This window comes from Nostoc sp. JL23 (assembly GCF_017115065.1).
Classification (GTDB): domain Bacteria; phylum Cyanobacteriota; class Cyanobacteriia; order Cyanobacteriales; family Nostocaceae; genus Nostoc; species Nostoc punctiforme_A.
Genome location: NZ_JABXKN010000005.1, coordinates 1 through 19,764 on the forward strand (window position 1 = coordinate 1; position 19,764 = coordinate 19,764).

The 19,764-nt window shown below is 40.7% G+C and carries 13 protein-coding genes; 7 read left to right on the forward strand and 6 right to left on the reverse strand.

The window, feature by feature from the left end; translation table 11 throughout:
- Positions 1 to 171: 171 nt before the first annotated feature.
- Genes HWQ42_RS00265 through HWQ42_RS00280 form a run of 4 tightly spaced genes read right to left on the reverse strand, consistent with a single transcriptional unit; the run spans position 172 to position 4,084 of the window.
- Positions 172 to 2,910, reverse strand: coding sequence for a DUF87 domain-containing protein (locus HWQ42_RS00265; protein ID WP_292808280.1), 2,739 nt, complete (start codon positions 2,908 to 2,910; stop codon positions 172 to 174).
- Positions 2,904 to 3,242 carry a hypothetical protein gene (locus HWQ42_RS00270; protein ID WP_163934752.1) on the reverse strand — a complete coding sequence of 113 codons (339 nt, stop codon included), beginning with the start codon at positions 3,240 to 3,242 and terminating at the stop codon, positions 2,904 to 2,906. Before HWQ42_RS00270 ends, HWQ42_RS00265 begins: the two co-directional genes overlap by 7 nt.
- A gap of 2 nt (positions 3,243 to 3,244) precedes the next feature.
- Positions 3,245 to 3,715 (reverse strand): hypothetical protein, encoded by a 471-nt coding sequence (locus HWQ42_RS00275; protein WP_292808282.1) that lies wholly within the window; start codon positions 3,713 to 3,715, stop codon positions 3,245 to 3,247.
- A gap of 57 nt (positions 3,716 to 3,772) precedes the next feature.
- Complete coding sequence (locus tag HWQ42_RS00280; RefSeq protein WP_190900919.1) at positions 3,773 to 4,084, reverse strand: hypothetical protein; 312 nt, start codon at positions 4,082 to 4,084, stop codon at positions 3,773 to 3,775.
- Between the two features lie 502 nt (positions 4,085 to 4,586).
- On the opposite strand from HWQ42_RS00280, the gene HWQ42_RS00285 reads away from it, so the two are divergent.
- The 3 genes from HWQ42_RS00285 to HWQ42_RS00295 all read left to right on the forward strand — a co-directional run bounded on the left by HWQ42_RS00285 (position 4,587) and on the right by HWQ42_RS00295 (position 8,288).
- Entirely contained in the window at positions 4,587 to 4,979 is a 393-nt protein-coding gene (locus HWQ42_RS00285) for a hypothetical protein (RefSeq protein ID WP_292808285.1), read from the forward strand.
- 497 nt (positions 4,980 to 5,476) lie between these two features.
- On the forward strand, positions 5,477 to 7,786 hold the full coding sequence (locus HWQ42_RS00290) for an ATP-dependent RecD-like DNA helicase (RefSeq protein ID WP_292808287.1): 2,310 nt from the start codon (positions 5,477 to 5,479) through the stop codon (positions 7,784 to 7,786).
- Positions 7,787 to 8,054: 268 nt separating this feature from the next.
- Positions 8,055 to 8,288, forward strand: coding sequence for a hypothetical protein (locus HWQ42_RS00295; protein ID WP_292808289.1), 234 nt, complete (start codon positions 8,055 to 8,057; stop codon positions 8,286 to 8,288).
- A 69-nt stretch (positions 8,289 to 8,357) separates the two neighbouring features.
- Here HWQ42_RS00295 and HWQ42_RS00300 read toward each other — a convergent pair whose 3' ends face one another.
- Positions 8,358 to 9,053 (reverse strand): hypothetical protein, encoded by a 696-nt coding sequence (locus tag HWQ42_RS00300; protein ID WP_292808291.1) that lies wholly within the window; start codon positions 9,051 to 9,053, stop codon positions 8,358 to 8,360.
- A gap of 754 nt (positions 9,054 to 9,807) precedes the next feature.
- Here HWQ42_RS00300 and HWQ42_RS00305 point away from each other — a divergent pair.
- The gene (locus HWQ42_RS00305) at positions 9,808 to 10,482 is read left to right on the forward strand and encodes a tyrosine-type recombinase/integrase (RefSeq protein ID WP_367119028.1); all 675 of its coding nucleotides are present in this window, start codon (positions 9,808 to 9,810) and stop codon (positions 10,480 to 10,482) included.
- 80 nt (positions 10,483 to 10,562) lie between these two features.
- On the opposite strand, the gene HWQ42_RS00310 is transcribed toward HWQ42_RS00305, so the two are convergent.
- On the reverse strand, positions 10,563 to 14,033 hold the full coding sequence (locus tag HWQ42_RS00310; protein ID WP_292808293.1) for a plasmid replication protein, CyRepA1 family: 3,471 nt from the start codon (positions 14,031 to 14,033) through the stop codon (positions 10,563 to 10,565).
- A 1,171-nt stretch (positions 14,034 to 15,204) separates the two neighbouring features.
- Here HWQ42_RS00310 and HWQ42_RS00315 point away from each other — a divergent pair.
- The 3 genes from HWQ42_RS00315 to HWQ42_RS00325 all read left to right on the forward strand — a co-directional run bounded on the left by HWQ42_RS00315 (position 15,205) and on the right by HWQ42_RS00325 (position 19,631).
- The gene (locus tag HWQ42_RS00315; protein ID WP_292808295.1) at positions 15,205 to 16,644 is read left to right on the forward strand and encodes an NB-ARC domain-containing protein; all 1,440 of its coding nucleotides are present in this window, start codon (positions 15,205 to 15,207) and stop codon (positions 16,642 to 16,644) included.
- Positions 16,641 to 18,593 (forward strand): serine/threonine-protein kinase, encoded by a 1,953-nt coding sequence (locus HWQ42_RS00320; protein ID WP_292808297.1) that lies wholly within the window; start codon positions 16,641 to 16,643, stop codon positions 18,591 to 18,593. The genes HWQ42_RS00315 and HWQ42_RS00320 overlap by 4 nt, the downstream gene beginning before the upstream one ends.
- A 159-nt stretch (positions 18,594 to 18,752) precedes the next feature.
- Positions 18,753 to 19,631 carry a hypothetical protein gene (locus tag HWQ42_RS00325; protein ID WP_292808299.1) on the forward strand — a complete coding sequence of 293 codons (879 nt, stop codon included), beginning with the start codon at positions 18,753 to 18,755 and terminating at the stop codon, positions 19,629 to 19,631.
- Positions 19,632 to 19,764: the final 133 nt, after the last annotated feature.

The window sequence follows — 19,764 nt, forward strand, 5'->3', positions numbered from 1 at the left end:
TTTTACTAAACTGGCATTTCTGTTGTTAATTTAACATATTTAGTCTGGGAGAGCCAATAAATTTTGCGTATTGAGCTTGATTGTATTGCCAAACCTGGAAGCCTCCTATTGACACGACACCTGCTAGTATTGCCACCAATAGCTTATTTTGAATGACTGATGATAGAACCTTCATAATGGTTTTCCCTGTTTGATACACTCGACATAATATTTAGAAAATTCTGCCACCCATGTGAACTTGTCGCTGTGAATTTTCTTGAATTTATCTCGCGTGGCTTGTTCTTCTCTGCTATTGGCAACCAACGCCAGCAGGGGATAGGAGGGATAATAGCGGCAGCGCACATATTTGTTGTTGTAGTCCAACAGCCACAAAGTATATAGCTGCTGAATATTAGGGACAAAGCTTTCGTTTTTATCGATAATTTCTCTAGGGATACCCAGCAACTCAGAGAAACTATTAGCCGCGCCTGGGACAATACGCCCAATCAATCGCAATGGCATATTTTGTAATATTTGTTCTCCTGCTGAGGATTTGGCGATAGAGATAACGTCCTGTGCCGCCAGAAACACCCGACAGCCTTGCTTTCGAGCCGTGGCGCATTTACGACCCGCAAGCCGCGATAATGCGGAAAATCCCAGCAATACGCTAGCCTCATCCATGAAAAATACACTATTGGGCGAGGAGAGAGATTGACGGGACGCGGCGATATATGCACTCATCCCGAACACTTCTGCATCCTTTCCTGATTGCAGATTAGTCAGAGCAAAGGTAATCAACTGGCTATCTGCTTGGAAGGTTGAAGGCTTGCAGATAGCGCTACCAATGCTACTAGCCTGCCAGTACTGTAACCGCAAGCGGATGTAATTTAACGCTTTTTCTACATTGTCGTCCTGATAGCCTAAATAAATGTACCCAAGCGAGAAGAATTTCTCCATATCTGCCAATGTCGGGGTATTCGCCCACTCTGGGGTGTTTATCCCTGCTTTTCGCGCTAATTCAAATCGCTCCTTGATGTCGGCATCTTCGTAAAAGGCTTTTGTACCCAAAGGGATTACAGATTCTATAGTTTGTGATAGCAACCCATCAAACTTTTGCGTTCCTAAAACTAATTGAAGTACGATTAAATTAATATCATTCCGATGGGCTTTTGTCCTTTCCTCCCACTGCGACTCAGGAAGCTTTGATAGGTCTAGCGGTTGTACAAGGTTGTTTGATTCCTTTGAGATATCAAAGTAAAATCCATTAAAGTAGGGCGTGAAGTCTCCAAAGGTTCCTGAACCATCATCATTGGGCAAGTCAATCATTAATACTGACATTCCCAACGCCAAGCATTGATAAATAATAGAGGCGATAATTACCGATTTCCCACTCCCGGTAGTGCCGATTACCATCATGTTTTTCGGCTTTGACAAATCGATATAGACTGACGATTGACCCTCATCAGCTACTAATTCAAAGCCTTGTTTATCACCGTGCGCTGTTTGAACGACTGGCGTTAAACCAATTACTTCACTGGCAAAGAAAGTGGCGCGTCTGTTGAAAGGAAAAGTCAGTTGTGGTCGCTGTCTCAACAGCAAAGTTTCAAGCCAGATTGACCATGTATATTGCATTTCTCTAATCAACTCAGCCGGCTGATTGATATACCCTGAAATCAGCCTGCAAGCGTCGTCAATTTCGGAAGGAGAATTGCGATAAACAAGGATTATGACAGCTACATTTTCCGGGACATCACCCGTATAAAGCTGCTTCTGAGCATCGACTGACCGCTCCGTATTAATTTGCGCTCCTACGTCAATAGTCTTTTTGCTGGCGCTAGCGGAGGCATTTATTGACCGCCTCGTAATTAATTGTTGGGTAAGCCTAATCATTTTTTGATCGGCTGGGCTAATCTCTGTTATTATCTCGACATCATAAATAACCTCGCGTGAGAATACGTCCCATAAAAAGCGTATTTGCTGATAGGTTGAAGCAAATACCTCTGGTTTTTGGGCAAGCGTCATTACGCCGATATACTTCTTTTTGTCAGTACTCTGGTGGGGCAAACATACCCATCGTCTATCAGCATGAGGTATGCCGTTATTCAGAAGTACCGATGTCGCGTGTAATTGGTCGTTATACCGCGATGGGTTGGGTGCGGCTTCGTTAATCTCCTCCCTTAATTCACCAGTATCATAAACCAAGGTATGGGGCACTTTTACAGCCTTTGCACCCATTCTATCAACTAGGTCGCCCCACAATTGCTTGTCTGATTTGGGCGAGGGAAATAAACCCATTTCCGATAGTATTTGTTGATGGCGTAAAGAGACAATTATCGCTTTTTCAAGAACTTGAATTAAGTTTTGAATAGTGAGTTCGGTTGCTCCTGTTGGGGTGAATTTGCGCTGTAAAAAGTTCGCCAGCTTAACTATCGCTCTATCTACCGCGTCACCACCTTCGGTACCTCCTGGGCGAACAGTAAAAGTCGTGTAAATACTGAGCTTGATATCCTTGCGCTGATGATTACGTGTCAGTTCCTGCATTCGGGCAACTTGCCCCCAATCAAGAAACTCACTCTCAGGAGATACAGGGCTAGCTAGCCTCTGGCGATAGCTTTCAATCACTTTGTCTTCATCGCAAAACGAAGACCAACGAAAGGTGAATTTCTCACCCTCGGAGAACTCTTTACAGCCGTTCTCAAAAGCCTTGGCCATCGCCTCTAGTCTCTCTGATGAATTAAACAGTGGGTGAAAGCCAGTGCATTCATATCCGAATACTAATTGCAGGGTGTTGTTAGTATCGCTTACTTGTTTTTTGCTCAACAAGTAAGCCCCAATTTCATAGTTACCCTTTTTCAATTTCACTAAAGTTGCTAGGTCTAGAAAGTCTTCAAAGGGTACTATTTTTTGATTACGAATGCTGCTTTTTACCATAGTTTAGGCATCCCCTTTGAACCCGCCCTTTTTTTGTTTTGGGGCGAAGAATATCTGACATAGCCACGAGTGAAAACTGGAACGCTTGGGAACACTCTTGACCAGAACAAGTAAGGACGCTTGCCAGATAAAACTATCACCGTGGCACTCAACCAAACCCCAGCCAGCAGTCCCCAAACTATTCCCGCCCCAAACATAATCGCTATGATGAAGCCCACGCCAAACATAAATAAGGCGACTGCAAATTGAAAGCCAGTAAAAATGCCTATTGTTGCATTTTGACCAAGTGACTGATTCACCCGTTTCATGGGCGATTTATTATACTCGCTCATCACTAGCAAGCGGCTGTAACGCCGTTAAATAAGATACTTTGAGCAATCCAAAGCACCAGGATTATGAAAAATACGCCTACGGGCTGTTGAACCATCTGCGTTACTTCCTGCCCTTCACCAATGCCGTTGGCAACCTTAAGCCCAGAAGCCACAAAGTATACAAACAAAAGCACTGTGATGGTTGCATTAATAACTGCCGGAAGTGCTTTAATGGCAGTACTAGCTGCCGCCGCACCACCGCCACCAATACCACCAGCGCCGCCGAACATACAAGTCATTGCTGTCTGAGCCGAATCGAACAAGCCCCACCCATAAGAGGGCATTGACTGCATGACAATGATTGTCGCCGTACCTGCCGCGTAAATGTGATGCTGATACTTGCGCCCAATCGTCGCGAGCGCCTTAGCCAGAACTTGAGTTTGTGTTCTTCGCACAGAATTGTTAGATGCCAAGGCAATTACTCCTTTTTTCATTGTTCTAGGAAAAATCTAAAAATCACCTTATTACCGAAGTTGGAAGTAACAAAAAATCTACTTCCAACTTCCCACTTCTGACTTGTTTAATGCTCGTTGTTGAAATTCAATTTCTATGTCAGCTAAAGTATGTTCCCTAGCTAATGAGCGAATTTCCTGAAGTACTGTAATGTGACACTCGTATAGCTTTGCATAGCCATCTAGACCACCTGTTTTTTTGTTGGTGAATTTCTGGAACTCTGGCAAGTACTTCCGAGCTATGTTCAAATATGCTTGTAGTTGTCTTGCAGAAACCTTTGGCTTTAACATCGCCGCAACTTCTGGTCTTGTTAGTTCTTCATTTTGCCAGGTAAACCTCCCTATCCCCATGACTCTGAGAACTTCTTGGAACTTCTAACTACATATAAAATACCCGCCTTTTTCGTGGCGGGGAAGGGGACATTTTACCCAGTTAGGAAATATTTATAGGTAAAAAGCAACTATTTTTTTTCCTTCGCGTTCCCACTTCTCATTCAAAAGCCAGCAAGTTATATGAACAACCTTCATTGGATTTCGATGCTTCTTTCCACACCGGAACCAGCTTCGGACAGTATCATAACTTTCGTATCCTAATACGAACGCCATCTCTTGATAAGTTAATTTCCACTTCTTCTTAAACTCTATTGGGTGCATAGTATTTATTTGATACTTGCATAAGGAACTTATTTAATTATAAGACACTTACTTAATCAAATATTCATAATTTATTTTAACATTGTAAATCAATTTTTTATATTTGCTCATCTTATTTTTTTTATAAAATATATTAGCTATTATCGGGTTTATCCAATTTATCTATAATAGAGATATTCTCTTTTAATCAATTATTTTTATGTCCAACACAGATGCTAATTTTCAGCAACTCTTTCAATCCAAAAGTCAAGTTAATAAAGATAACGAAAATCCCAAGCTATTAGTCAATCGCCTAACTCCCACTGATGACCAAATCAAAGACTGGCTACAGTCACCACAAATCAAACAGTGGCTTACAAAACTACTAATGGGCATACCGAATAATCTCAAGATAGAAGCGATAAATACCATCATCAAAAATGTTATACAAAATCCAGACAAAGACTCTCGAGTACAATTCGGTAGTTCAACTATTGGAGTCGATGTTTTACGGTGGCAGCTTTGGGCATCCTATAAATTACCTTACGCCAGTGGAATCAAAACTCCTGATTGCCCCTACACTTTGAAAAAACATTTGGATACTCTCGACTAACTTCTCAGATTACATAATCCCGAAGTTTCATTAAATTCCCACACAATACCCGATCTATTCTTACCAAAACTACCATGCTTAACTGCGAACTGAGAATTGCTTCCACTATCTCACAAACAGCAATGACAAAGAAATAGATAAAAGTACGATTTTAATCCGTACTTCCGTCTCTTGATTTTTAATCAATCATCGTTATATTTTGGAGGATTTAGTAGAGAGCAATGCAACAGGCGATCGCACACTTGGCGGGCGGGTACGCCATCGCTTGACTGCCATTAACTTAGCAGATGACTAAACCTTGTATTGAAGCTAAATTTGATGACGTTAACAGAAACATTTCTTCACATCTATTTTAGGCTCTAGCCCATGAACAGCTTTCATCGCCCAAGGAGATTCTTTAGACTTCGTAAGCCAATTGGATTTTCGATTTGGGACGATGAGTTAGCTTTAGAGCTACCCTTGAATAAGAACAGAATCTCTCAACTACTCTTTGACTCATGATCAGGCTCCTTCAAGTCGAAAAATTTCCGATTCTGATGTTGCCGGAAATCGAGGCGTATTTAGAAAGTGGACTATTTCGTGGGATTGGCAAGAAAACTGCTCAAACTTTGGTCAATTGCTTTGGAAGTGAGACTTTATCGATATTAGATAACAACCCCGAAAAGCTTTACACTGTTCCCGGACTAACTCAATATCGGATTGATGGTATTACCAAAGCTTGGTCAGAGAGTAAAAAGAATCCGAACTTGGGAGTGATTACCCAACTTTTGGCTGTGGGAACTTCATTGAAGTTAGCTTTGAAAATTTGTGACTATTACGGACACAAAACTGCAAATGTACTTCAGAACAACCCTTACAGATTAATTGATGATATTGATGGCATCGGTTTTAAGACTGCTGATGAGCTAGCAATATCTCTTGGTATCCCACTATACAGCGATACTCGTTATATCTCAGCTTTAATCCATGTTTTAAAATCCGGCTTGCGTGAAGGGAATTGTTTTTTACCGTTTGAGCAATTAGTAAGTGTTGCCACTGACCTGCTTTCTTCACCACAGCATACGCCCGATGTTCAATTTTTAAATACAATCATTCAACAGTTACTCTCCAAGGGGACTTTAGTTTCGGGTGATGTTGGTAATAGTGTTTATCTCAAAGCTGCTTATCGGGCTGAACTTTCTGTGACTTTGAAAATTCTTGCTCTCCTTGAGCAACCGACTCACCCCACTGAACATTTAGAACACTGGTTAGCCCAATTCCAAACTACTGACTATCGCCAACTTTCACGTTTAAGTGATGAACAAATCACCGCCTTGATGATGGCAGCCAAACATCCAATTAGCATTATTACTGGTGGCCCTGGTCGAGGGAAAACTTATGTACTGAAAACCTTAGTTGAATGGTTCATGCATACTGATAAAGCGATTGCACTTGCCGCTCCAACAGGGAAAGCTGCTAACCGGATGAAAGATGCTACAGGCATTGAAGCAACTACTATTCACCGTTTATTGCAATGGCAGGGGCATCAACAGGTTTTTCTTTATAACGAGGATAATCCTCTAAATCTTGATTGTCTAATCGTTGATGAATTTTCAATGGTTGACATATTTCTGTTCAATTCGCTGCTCAAAGCCTTGCCCAAAAAAACCAGAATTGTACTGGTAGGGGACTTTGATCAATTGCCCAGTATTGGCGCAGGAATGGTCTTGCGAGATTTAATTGTTTCTGAACTCGTGCCAACAACTTTCTTACGGACGATTTATCGCCAACGGCACGAAAGCCCGATTATTTATGCCGCTAATGATGTCAATTCTGGCATAGTCCCTACACTGCACAATTTTAATCAAGTTTCTGATTGGATGGATGTCGGTGACTGTGCAATGATTCAAAAAGACTCGCCCCAAGCGACCTCCCAAGCCATAGTTGAGTTGGTTAAAGCTATTGGCCAGTCAGGTGTTGATTTAAATCAACAACTAATAATCTTAGCGCCCCAAAAACAAGGAGACTGTGGAGTTCACAATCTCAATCTGCTTCTTGCCCCTATATTTAATCCCAAACAAGAAAATCAACCACAGGTTGTCTCTGGGTCAGTTATCTACCGAGTCGGCGATCGCGTAATCCAGCTGAAAAACCGTTATGAAACTGTCCCGCCTGTAATGAATGGCGAGATCGGTCAGGTTATTGCTGTGGAGCCGGAAAAATTTCTGGTTACGATCTCTTGGGAGGGCGGTGCTGTTGTTAATTATTATCCTGGAGACTTCGAGCAAATTATGCACTCGTTTTGTATAACTTGCCACAAAAGTCAAGGTAGCCAATTTCCTTATGTGATTTTCCCATTGGTCAGGGCTAATTACCGGATGTTAACCCGTCAGCTGCTCTACACGACTATGACTCGCGCAATGGGTACATTCATCGCAGTTGGACAGCATGAAGCATTGAAGACTGCTGTTGCTACTGATAAACCCGCCCAGCGTTTTACTGGACTAACCAATCTCCTCATTTCACCTGTTGAGCAACTTAGTGAAATCTGGCAGAGTTTGAGCAACACCAGAAAAACTGCTTGTACGACAACATCTTCCCCTACTGTTACTGTCGCTTCTAGGCTACAACAACGCCAACTAACTGCAACACCTGGACAGATGACTACTATTGGTAGTCTCGCACTACAAATGTATGAGTCTAAATATGGTTATCGTCCGTCAAAACAGCCCGAACTTGTCGGCAAGTTTCGCTTTAATACTTATCACTATGAGACTACCGCAATTGACGAGATTGATTCAGCAATTGACGCAGTTCTGCGCCTTTAATAAAACCCATGCCCAACATGGGAACAACGGTCGCATTCAACCAGACTACTCTTAAATAGTTATCAGTTATCAGTTAAAAGTTTTGATAATTGGGTTTAAGTTCCCCACTATACGCCGCCAGGACTGATAACTGTTGACTGTTCACTGATTTAACAAAGTTTAGGGGTTTAATTCCCCAGCAATACAGTCCGCACGAATTGAAGCCTAATTAAAATCACCGTTACAAAACTTAATTACGAATTACGAATTACGAATTATTTTAATATCTATGGGTATTCCGGCAGCAGAGTTAAAGATCGGGCAATCGGTGAAGTATCTAATCGGTACTCGAAGCGGTATGAGTGCGGCAATAACCGATATCAGCAAATCATCTCTTAGCATCAAGAATACTCATATCGTCACTTTGACCTTTGATGATGATTCATTGCCAAACCACTTAAAAACACAACAACTAACTGTTTATGACGAATTGCTGTCAGGTTGTGAAATTATTACATTTTAAAAAATTAAAATTGGCAACAGCAACAGCAGAGCGGACATTCGCCGCGACAAGTTGAAATTAATTAAAATACTAACTTACTGGCTGATATAATCCCGTCTGATCGTTAAATTCCCACCCCAACCCTGCTCTATCCTTCCCCTTACACCATGCTACAAAAAGCGGTGGGGGGAGTTTAATTCGCTCCTTACGTACAGTTTCCTCACTTACACCAAGTCTTGAAGCCAAACCTTCTTCAGTTAACGGTTGCATTCTAGGAGTATGCGCTTTGAAGGATGAATTATTGTAGTACGATTTCTGTCCCCGCTTTTGTTGGTTGTTGAGATAGTCTTGAATTTTAATGATCGCCTCAGCTAACTGTGTCATTCGGGCTGTCAACCCCTCCACTTTTTGTTCTAAATTGGCAAGATTATCAATTGCTGTTGTTTGATTGCTATTAGATTCACTTAAAAACTCTGACTCGAGCTTATCAAGTCGTGAGCAAATAGCTTTTATCGTTTCATTGGTCGGACTACTGTGACTTTTATCACTCGTAGCTAAGTAATCCTTTACACTTGCCTTAATCTTAGAATCTAGGCGTTCGTCTAAATTATTACCACCTATTGCATCAGCCTTATCTTGGGAATCGCCTAAGTAGAGTTCGATAAATTCGATCAGCGTGGCTGTTGCGGTCGTCCCTTTTGACTTACAACGGGCGATAAACTGCTCCCAAATCCTTTGGTCACAGTTGAAAGATGCCAGCTTTTTTTTGCGCCCTGTATTGCTCATATTCACGTATCATCTAGGTAAACGGGGACTCTCCACGCTTATTAAATCGTGTAATTCATCATGATGAATTACCTTGATAGTATCATCGCCAAATGCCTCAGCGCATTCTTCAAGCGATGGCGTACTCGCCCGTTGGAGGCGATCGCTTTTTTGAAGAGATGCTACTGCCAACGGCTACCATTGGCGATCAAAAATTATCTCAGGCTTAAACGCTTGCAGGATTGCCTTATCTAATTTTTGCTCATCGAAACAGTGCTGAGTACCTAGTTAGATTGCTGAGTAAGAAAGCAATAATTGCATTCAGTACAGTCAGTCTGTACCCCTACGGGGATCTTGCTACGCGTAGCGTCTCTAAAAGTTGCCCCTGCTTTTAAGCCCTGGAAAAAAAATTGAAGAAGAATTCAGAATTCAGGACTCAGCAATCAAGACGCTCTCTACGAGACGCTAAAAGCGAACCTGCGTTCGCTTGCCGCCGGCGCTATTAGTCGGGGATTCAGACCGTCGCAGGTCTTGTTGACCACCAAATTTTCTTGTTTTGTGGGGGTGCAAAAACTCCGATTATTCATCTGCCAGTCGTACATAATTCAGAATTCATTCTGACTCCTGACTCCTGACTCCTGTTTGATAAATATTTATTTCGAGATTATTGGACGAGAAATAATGCATTCATCCTTGCTTCAATCCCCTAAGATAAATCTTACGGTTACTCAGCACTCCTTCACTTAAAACTGTAATGTTTCAGATCGCTGATAGGATGATTAACTATCGGGGGTTCGGGGCTGTGAAAATTGACCGTCACGGGAAGGCAAAGGTTTTGTCGGCAGAAGAAATCCAGCGTCTGTTTACTTTGGGGTTAACCACAGAGCGAGACAGAACCCTAATAGGCGTGATGCTGTACACGGGTTGCCGCGTCAATGAAGCAGTTACCCTAAAAATTAAAGATGTTTATAACAGCAAGGGACGGATCAGAGCAGAGCTGATCATCCGTAAAGGGAATAGCAAGGGAAAGTTAGCTACCCGCAGCATTCCGATTTTGTCAGAACTAAGGAACTTCTTAGCTACTTACAAACCGACAAACTCCCGTGACGGTTTTTTGTTTCCTGGTCGATGGGGGCGCGGTCACTTGCACTCAGAATATGCAAGCCTAATCTTCCGACAAGCTTGCGAACGTGCGGACATCGAAGGAGCAAGCACACACAGTTGCCGCAGAACTGCACTTACTTTCATGAGCAATGCCCGAATTCCTCTGAGAGTCATCCAAGAAATCAGTGGACATCGCAGCTTAGAGCAACTGCAAAATTATCTGGAGGTGGAACCATCCCAAGTCCGGGGTGCGATCGCGGCGTTGTCGATGCTATCACCGCCATCAATTAGCAGCAACAATCAAGACAAGCAAAATGCGGATAACACGAAGTTATCAACGGAGTGATAGATCAGGAAATGCATCTTAGTTGATCTAGACAGGACTGATGGTCAATAAAGGCTATAAGGATTTTCCCAAAAAACCATTTACAATTCCATAGGCAACACCTCTTCATCGAGCCATTGATAAAAATGAGGCACAGATTGCTCTAGGTTACGTAGCTCATTTGCCGCGACCGTCTCCAACTCCAGCACCACCTCCCAGCGCAAATCACTCTGCCATCGCTTGAGAATGCCTTTAATTGCGTCCACTCCACGAGAAATGCCAGATCGAAGTATTTCTACGCAGTGGAGTAGCGTAATGCGATCGGTCGGAGGCGACTCAAATTCGGTAGTATCCTCCCCTTGGCAATGGGAGTTCCCTATAGCATCAAGGGGGGGGATGGATACGGCCTGGTGATTAGGGTTTACACTATACACAGCAGGGGTTTCGGCAGCATAATAGGTTCGATTTTCTTTTTGATTACGCTTCGTTTGACGATGAGCAATTACATGCATTGCAAATTCCAATTGCTCTTTAGATAAAGAGAAAAGTTTCACCTGTTGACCCCGTTTACCCTGCTTACGGAAGGTCAGTTTTAGCCCCAGCTGCTCGACTAAAGTTCCTAGCAACCAAATAGGTTTACAATCATGTGGAATAGTAAACCCAAGAATTGCTTTGACGTGAGCAGCACAATGTATAGCGATCTCCGTCATCTTGAGTAAGGTTGAATCCGAGGCGGTAAATTCCTCACCCCTCACTAAACGTTTAAGAATCTGATGCAGCCCCAGGTTAAATCTAGCCAGCCACCGTGCGGAGTAATTACCCCAGTCGATGCACAAAGGTAGATTGTCGCGCTCAGTGCGGTCTTTTTGGGTGACAATTGTTGGTGGGGTAGGATAACTTTGCCCAGTTTTGGGGTCAACAATTGATTCTTCAGGCTTTGCTAAAATGGCCTCAAGTCCAGCAATTGCTCTAATTAAGCGACCACCTTTATCCATTTCTACAAGTGATTCGGTTACTTCGATGCCGTAAGAATCAGAAATGCGTTTCTTTTCACATTCAAAAATTTCGCTAGGGTCAAGGTAATCTTTGCTCTGACGGGCGCGGTACTCACTCAAAGTAATATTCTTAGCCTTGGCAACAGCCGAAGTGTGGGCACGATCCAAAGCTTCTGCTGCTGCTTTTAAACTTTCACGGGATTGAGTATCATCATCACTGCCCACACATATAAATGTATTGCCCATTTCGGTGAGCAGCGATCGCAAATCATCACGCAGATTATTAAGAGAATAGTGGCGGTTAGCCATAATTTGGCAGTAAGCCTCAAGCGCCCAATCTTTCTCTGCGCCCCGCTTGCCTGTTTGACGGTCAATCCGCAACAGAAAAGCGGTCATTTCATTGGTTTGGAGCAAGCGCTCTTTAATCTTGGATGCGTTTGTATCTTGGTAGCCAAAGGGAGGACGCGGGGCCACCCAAATATGAAACGGGACTTTTGGACGATAACGGTACAGTTGTTGAGCGCACTCAGTAGCGGTTTGGGAAACGCCGTGAAACACACCGAACACTAAGTCAAAATGATACTCCGAAATATCAACACCAGTACCGAGGCTGGGAGAGGTGAACAAGGCATCAAAGTTTTTGACGGCGTTGGTGATATCTTTGATGAAAGCGACATTCTCATCACTGCCAGAATTATCTGAATGAACAGACCAGATACGCCATTTTTTTGGTGTATGTGATTTTTCGGAGTTAGATTCTTCGTACTTGATAGTAAAGGATTTGTCGAGTTTTTTGATGAAACGCTTACTGTCACTGGCAACCATAACTTTCTCACCAAGCATCAGCGCTGCCGAGATTTGGGCGACTAGGGCGCTCTCATTATCCCCCTCGTACCAATAAATTGTGCGTGAACCGTTTCGCCACTCGTTTTTAATGATGTAAGGTACTTCACCTTTTGGTCGCATTGCAAGAAAGAAGTCTACCGTTAAATCATCCATGTGTGCATCAGCGATGACGACCAGTGGCGCGTTGTATACTATATATTCAAGGACTTCAAGTATTGCTGCACGGTGTTGTTTGCAAGTATTACTGTGTAGTAGGTGAGTGAGGTATTGGCAGGCTTCATCTATAAATATGCAGCCGTAGGTGAGAGACTGAGTATTCAGCTTATGCAGGCTGTCAATAGTAATACTAAGGGCTTGAGCCTGGGCTAAACCTGTGTAACCCAAGTCTGAATACATCGCCGTCCGCAAGCGTTCGGCAAGATTTTTCAGCAAATTTACGCGATGCCCATTGTTGAGAAATCTGGCATCGGGGTTTTGGTCACGCCACCAGCGCATAAGTTCAGTTTTACCAGTGCCCATGTCGCTCCAGAGTACGACTAGTCCTTTTTCTGGAAAACGGAAAGACTTTTTGGGATTTTGGGTACTGGGTTTGTGGTCAGGGCAGTCAGAAATTATTAACTCTTGTTTTCCTTCTACCTCTCCACAGCTTGTAGAGCTAACACTTGGGGTAAACAATTTTTCTTCTGCCAGATCATAAAGTGGCGGGACAGATGAACATTTTTCCTCCAGATCCGGAATGCAGAGTGCTTGGGTCAAATATTTAATATTGACTGTGACATCTGGTTTATATTTACTTAGTCCCCATTTTTTAGCCCGATACGAGCGCTTGTAATCAGCAAGTGATTTAGCATCATCGATGATTGCGGTCAGTAGAGCGTTAGCATCTTCACCGCGACCAACCACGAAATCATCAACGCCTTTTTCTGTCCCCGGCAGTAATGCAACTTCACATTCACAACCAGCCGATTCGATTGCTTTTGCAGTGCGAACAGTGGCTTGAAACACCGACCACCTGGTTTTAGCTTTTGTTTCGTAATCGAATAAAATAATGAACTTGCGTCCCGGTTGTGCCAAGGGCATTAAATCTGGATGCAACCGTTCATCAAAATCCTGTTTGCCCACGCGCCCGTTCCAAATTCCTGGGAGTGCGATCGCTACAAACCCTAAACTAAGCAAGCAAGCGGCTTTCTTCTCCCCTTCGCATAATATTATCGGAATCTCTGGATGCTGTTTCACCCACTCCCAAAATATTAGTGGATTGAGTTGATCCAGCAAGCGCAATGCTAAAAGCGAATGATAGCGCTTAATTAAATAACGCTTTGCAACTCTGTCCCAGATAGGGTTAGCGACATCAAAGTAGGTAACGCGGTTGGGGGTTTTGGGGGGTGACTCGTACTTAACTGGCTTGCCTTTTTCCCAGTCAAAGCGCGGGAAGTTGGGCTTAATTCTTCCCCACTCCATCGGTTGCCAGTTTTTGAATGGGTCAAGTGACTGAATCCACGTCCCACCTAGTAATAGGTGCTGATACATTTTTATGTATCCATCTGTTACCCGACCCGCATTCTTACGTGGGATTTTATCAGATATGAACAGGTAGTCGTAGACTGATTCTCCTTCAATGTGGAAGAAGTTGCTCTCGACCAGCGCCGGATGAATCGCACTACCAATTGTTAACTCATGGTGTTCAGCAGCCGTGAGATTGTTTGGGTATTCAATTGTCTCTGCATTCATCGGTTCTCCCCTCGGAATTCCTTGGAGAGAGGTGTGTCTAATCTCAAAGTAATATTACTGAAACTTTTCCCACTCGCCAACGCCACAGCAGAAAGTTGCTGTGCGTAGACGCTCCTGCGGCAAGTCTCAGATAACGCACCATCCGACCCCATGCGCTCTACTACTGCGCTCTTGAGGCATTCTCTATTTATTATCACGATATTTTTCCCTGATTACTTGGTTTACAAGTTCAGAGGGGGTTACATCAGTTAACAGTCAACAGTTGACAGTTATCAAGGACTGTAAATTCCAACTGATAACTGGTAACTAGTAACTGGTAACTGTTATTCGCGCTGCTACTGCTTTTTGCTATAAAATTCGCAATTTTTCTTCATCAAACTTAACTTTACAAAAACTTATGAATTTCGACAGCCAAAACATACCGCAAGGAATGGACTTTCCAAGCGGCAGATCATATAATGGATCTGGCAGCGCGGATTATACTCTCGGACAAATTTAGTAGTCGTCTCGGTCGCCAAACTTCAACGACAACTTATTTTGTTCCTTCGAGATCAACCCCGCTCTTGATAACTATGGGTTTTATAGAACGCACGAAGCGCTGCTCCTTAGTGGCGCTTTTTGCGTAAAATGTGCGTATTTTTGTAAATTCTTCACCTCCATGCCTCTTTTTAACTAGCTTGATTGTACAGAAGTTGTGTCCGTCTGAAATCTAACGTTATCCTGATTTTTTACTTTAAATCTTGCCACCTCCGTTAAGAACTGATTAAGAGATATTCTGAGAATTTGTAAGATCCTCATATAGCGTGCTTGGCTTAAGCGCCTATACCTGCATTAATGTCAGACTTAGGCTTTAACACTTAGAGGTATAACTGAATCTAATGCAACTGTAGACTTACTAATTAAACTAATTAGTAAGGGTAGATAGTTACTGAATTAACTACTGATTGGCTATGCAATCAAGTCTGTCAATAAACTTAGTTTGACTGTAACTGGGAGAACACACTGAAGATGTGCTTTTGCTACCTGTATAATTTAGCATTATAATCTTATAGCTTAAACAGACAATTTGGAAATAGGATATCTAATTAAGAATTATTAAAATGTAGATATTTAATTTAAGTAAAAATGAATATAAACTATTGACTATAGTGTACCTGCGATACAAGCTAATATGGTTGCTAGTAATAATTTAGACACAATAGATATAGAAGAAGTACTAAAATTTGTGGAAGAGCAAGTGCTTCAGCATACGGGAACTCGTCTGTCAGTACCCGAAAAGCTTATAATCAAAGGGTCATGGGGCGGGAAAGACTATACTGACATAGCGCGTGAATCTGAATACAATACGTATTACTTGCAACAGAAGGTAGGCCCCCGATTATGGTTAATGCTGTCAGAAGCCCTCGGTGGAGTGAAGGTAAAAAAAACACACTTCAAAGAGATTTTACTTAAACAAATCAAAAAACATTATGTCCAACTTGAAGCATCTAAACTGAATAGCGATTCCTTAGTAGGCAAAACTAAATTTTATGGAGAATTTCCTAAATTAAAATCTTTTTTTGGTAGAGAAGAAGACCTAAACTGTCTAAAAAACCAAATTAGACTTTTTAATCAGCGTTGTATAACTTTAATAGGAGTTGGTGGAATTGGTAAAACTTATTTTGCAGCTAAGTTAGTAGAAGAAATAATTTTTGAGAACCCAAGCTTCTACGATTATGTTGTTTGGAAACAAGCTGATAATTGTTCTTCTATAGAGGAATTAATTAATGAATTAATTGAAGTTTTAAATATAGAAAAAGGTACTAATAAGAGTTTAGATTATAAAATTTCTTTAATATCAAAACATCTATCCTTATATCGTTGTTTATTAGTAATAGATAGTTTTGAAAAATTAGCTTCATCAGAAAGTTTTAAAAAAAAGATAGGGTATGAAAAGTTATTTATTGAATTAGCAAAGGAGCAAAAATATAGCTGCACAATTGTTACAAGCCAAATACCTTTAAAAGAGTTTACCCATGTAACAACTAATTTACCTTTTTTATATTGGAAGTTGGAAGGTTTAGATTCCATTGCAGCCATGCAGATGCTCTATGAAAAAGGATTATCTGGAGATGAATGCAAAAAACTAATTGAAATATATAGAGGTAATCCATCAGAACTAGAGGCAGTTGCGGAGAAAATTCATCGTTTCTTTGGAGGAAACATCGAAAGTTTTTTTGAATATAGAACTACTGTAATTAGCTCTCGATTTCAAGCAATGCTACACAAGCAATTTGAGCCAAATGGTTTCTTGAATAATCTTCAAAAAACAATATTAATTTACTTAGCGCAGGAATTAGAAAAAGATTCAACTTCTATACCTTTCACTAAACTCATTGATGATCTAAAAGAGCAATTAGGTTTACATTTATCTATTTTTGAAATTATGGCAGACATAGATATATTAGAACAACGCTCATTAGTTGAAAGGAGCAATGATCCAGACAAAAAAGAAACTAAGTATACTTTACAACCAGTCATTAAAAAATACATCTTAATTGATCCCCTTGGGCTAATTGATGAAAAGTCCAATAAACCCAAAAAATCTACACAAACAGTTAATATTTTGTGAGTTACTGTATAAACCCTTTTTGTAAGGAACGCCACAATCCTGATGAGCAAGAAATTTGTTTATCTTGTGGTAATCCCTTGCTAATCAACGGGCGTATTCGTTTAGTGCGACCGTTAACATTTATACAGGGTAAATTCAATTATACGGATGTATTTGAGGTAGAAGATATTGGGATACATTCGTCAGAATCTCAAACAAGAATACTGAAAGTATTGTATTGGAATGATGATACTAAATACGCAGAGTTATTTCATAGGGAAGCTCTAATATTACAAAGCCTTAAGCATCCTGGAATTCCTAAGTCTCATAGAGAAGATTACTTTACTTTTACATTAAATGATGATCTCCTCAAGCTGCCTTGTATAGTAATGCAAAAGTTTGAAGGAGAGAATTTAAAGCAGTGGATAGAATCTCATGGGAAAATTACGGAAAAACTAGCATACAATTGGTTGTTTCAATTAATTGAGATTCTTGACCTAGTTCATCGTTCTGGTTTTTTCCATAGAGATATAAAACCAGAGAATATTATTTGTCAACCGAATGGAGAACTAGCACTTGTTGATTTTGGAGGTGCGAGAGAAATTACAAAAACATATTTGGCAAAAGTTAGTACTAGTGGAGGGACTAGCACGGTTACTAGTCTGGGTTATGAAGTAACCGCTGTTCGGACAGCTTGTTACTCTCCTTTGGAGCAAATTAATGGGCAAGCTGTACCACAATCAGATTTTTATGCACTTGGTAGAACTTTGGTATATTCAGTCACTGGAATTCCTCTGATTAAGATTAAGAGTGACGATGAAACAGGAAAATTACTTTGGAGAGATAAAGCACAGCATATAGATAAAAATATTGCTGATTTGATAGATGATTTGATGGCTCCTTTTCCAGGGCAACGGCCACAAAGCACTCAAGTAATAATTCAGAGATTAGAACGATTACCACTTCAAACAAAAATTCAGCGATTAGTTAAATTAAAATTATTTAAAATTAGTTTAGGGATATTGGGAATTTTCGGTCTAGTAGGTATAATATATAGCTCTCTCCCTTTTGTAGCAAATTATTATTTGAATGGAGGAAAGAAAGCTTACCAAGAAAATAAATTTGATGAAGCTAAAAATAATTTTAAAAAAGCAGTTCAATTAAATTCTAAATTAAATACTGTAGTAGCAGATTATCTTTTAATCCAAGGGAAAAAAGCTTATACAGAAAATCAGTTAGCCCAAGCTGATAAAAACTTTCAAGGAGCAGTCAGTTTTAATCATGAGTTAACTTATTCAATCTCTAGTTTCTATTTTGAGCAAGGTTTTCGTCATCAAAATGAACCAAAAATTGCTAGAAAGAATTACGAACTAGCTATAAATTACAACCCGAAAGACGATACTGCGTATAATAATTTAGCAATTGCGTGTCAGCAGTTATACGACTATAATTGTGTTAATAAAACTTACGAAATAATTTTTAAGTTAAAACCTAACAAATGGGAATCACATTACGGATTAGGTGATTTTTATGATGGACAGGGAGAATATGATTTAGCAGAAAAGCAATATGAAATTGCTATTAGAAGTAGCGATCAAGCTATATTTGCCGTTGCAGCTTTAGCAAGGTTGAAAAATAAAAAAGGGGATTATAAAGCGGCAGCTACTTTAGCTTTAAACGGGTTACAAAAAACTAATAATAAAGAGTTACAAGCATCGTTGTATAAAGATTTAGGATGGTCAAGGTTAATGGAAAATAAGTTAACTGAAGCCGAAAAGTATCTAGAAAAAGCGACAAAGTTAGATAGCGAAAGAACAGATGCATATTGTTTGCTATCTCAAATAGAAGAATCATTAGGTCAACTTAATTACGCCAGAGCTTATATAGATGCTTGTATCTTGACTAAATCTAGTCTACCAGAGGTGTTTCGCTGGAGACAAGAACTGCTAGATCGCATACTTGATAAATGATAAGATGAGCAAACAAATTATGTTTGTAAAACAATGAAAAAGCTGATGTTTTTTGAGGGAATGTGCTGTTTAACTTCTCTAATACTAATTCATCTACCATTGCTAGCAAATGTACCGCTCATAAGAGTAAGAAGAAATCAGGTTCATTGTGATCCACAAATGGGAAGGATAATAAGTAAGGGTCACAAGCACTTGTCAGCAGGGAGCTTAATTTGTAAGGGAGATACGATAGAAGTTGCGAATGGTGATTATGTAGAATTTTTATGCTTTAGTTCTGGAAACATTTTAAATTTATCTAGTGGAACTATTCCTCTTGATAAATGTGCAGAACCTGACGAAGCCTTATCCACTTGCAATCCAACCAATACTAATGCGTGTCATATACGAAAAGGTGGCACAGAAGGGAGCGATGAGCCAACAATCATTTCTCCCTATAGCACATCAACATTGAATTCCCGTCCAGAAATAACTTGGACTGCTGTTAAGGGTGCTACTTCTTACAAAGTCAAAGTAAAAAGTTACGAGTTTGGGTGGGAAAAAGTTGTAAATCAAACTCGGCTTGCCTACCCAAGTGATGAAAAAGAATTTCAACCGGGTACTCCATATACAATAGATGTCTTTGCATATATTGATGGTCAAGCTTTTAGCTATGATGAAACGTTTGTGGACGTATTGTCTGTAGCTTCCCAAGAACAAATTGCACAAAAGATTAAACGCATCAAAGACTTAGGGCTACCTCCAGATGAAACTATTCTTGACATAGATGCTATTTATACGGCAGAAAATCTTTTAAATGAAACAATCGAAATGTTAAAAATGGCAACAGCAACTAATAGCCAAAATCCGACTCTTTACAGAGTACTGGGCGATCGCTATCTGAAGGCCAAGTTGCCAAAGGAGGCTAAATCCGAATACATTAAGGCATCTGAGTTAGCGAAAAGCAGTAATAATTCCAAAGAGTTACAAAAAGCCCAATCAGGGCTAAAATCAGTGGAATTTTACAACCAGCCTCCAACCAGGAGGAACCCACCCCAATAGACTCATCCACAAATGGCAAATGCTCACGGGGACTGGATTTGAGAAACTTGGGTACAATAGGCGATCACTAAAAGGAGCTACGAAAAAATAAGTATTTGAGAGCATTCAGAGGCAAAAAATTAAAATTAGGGTG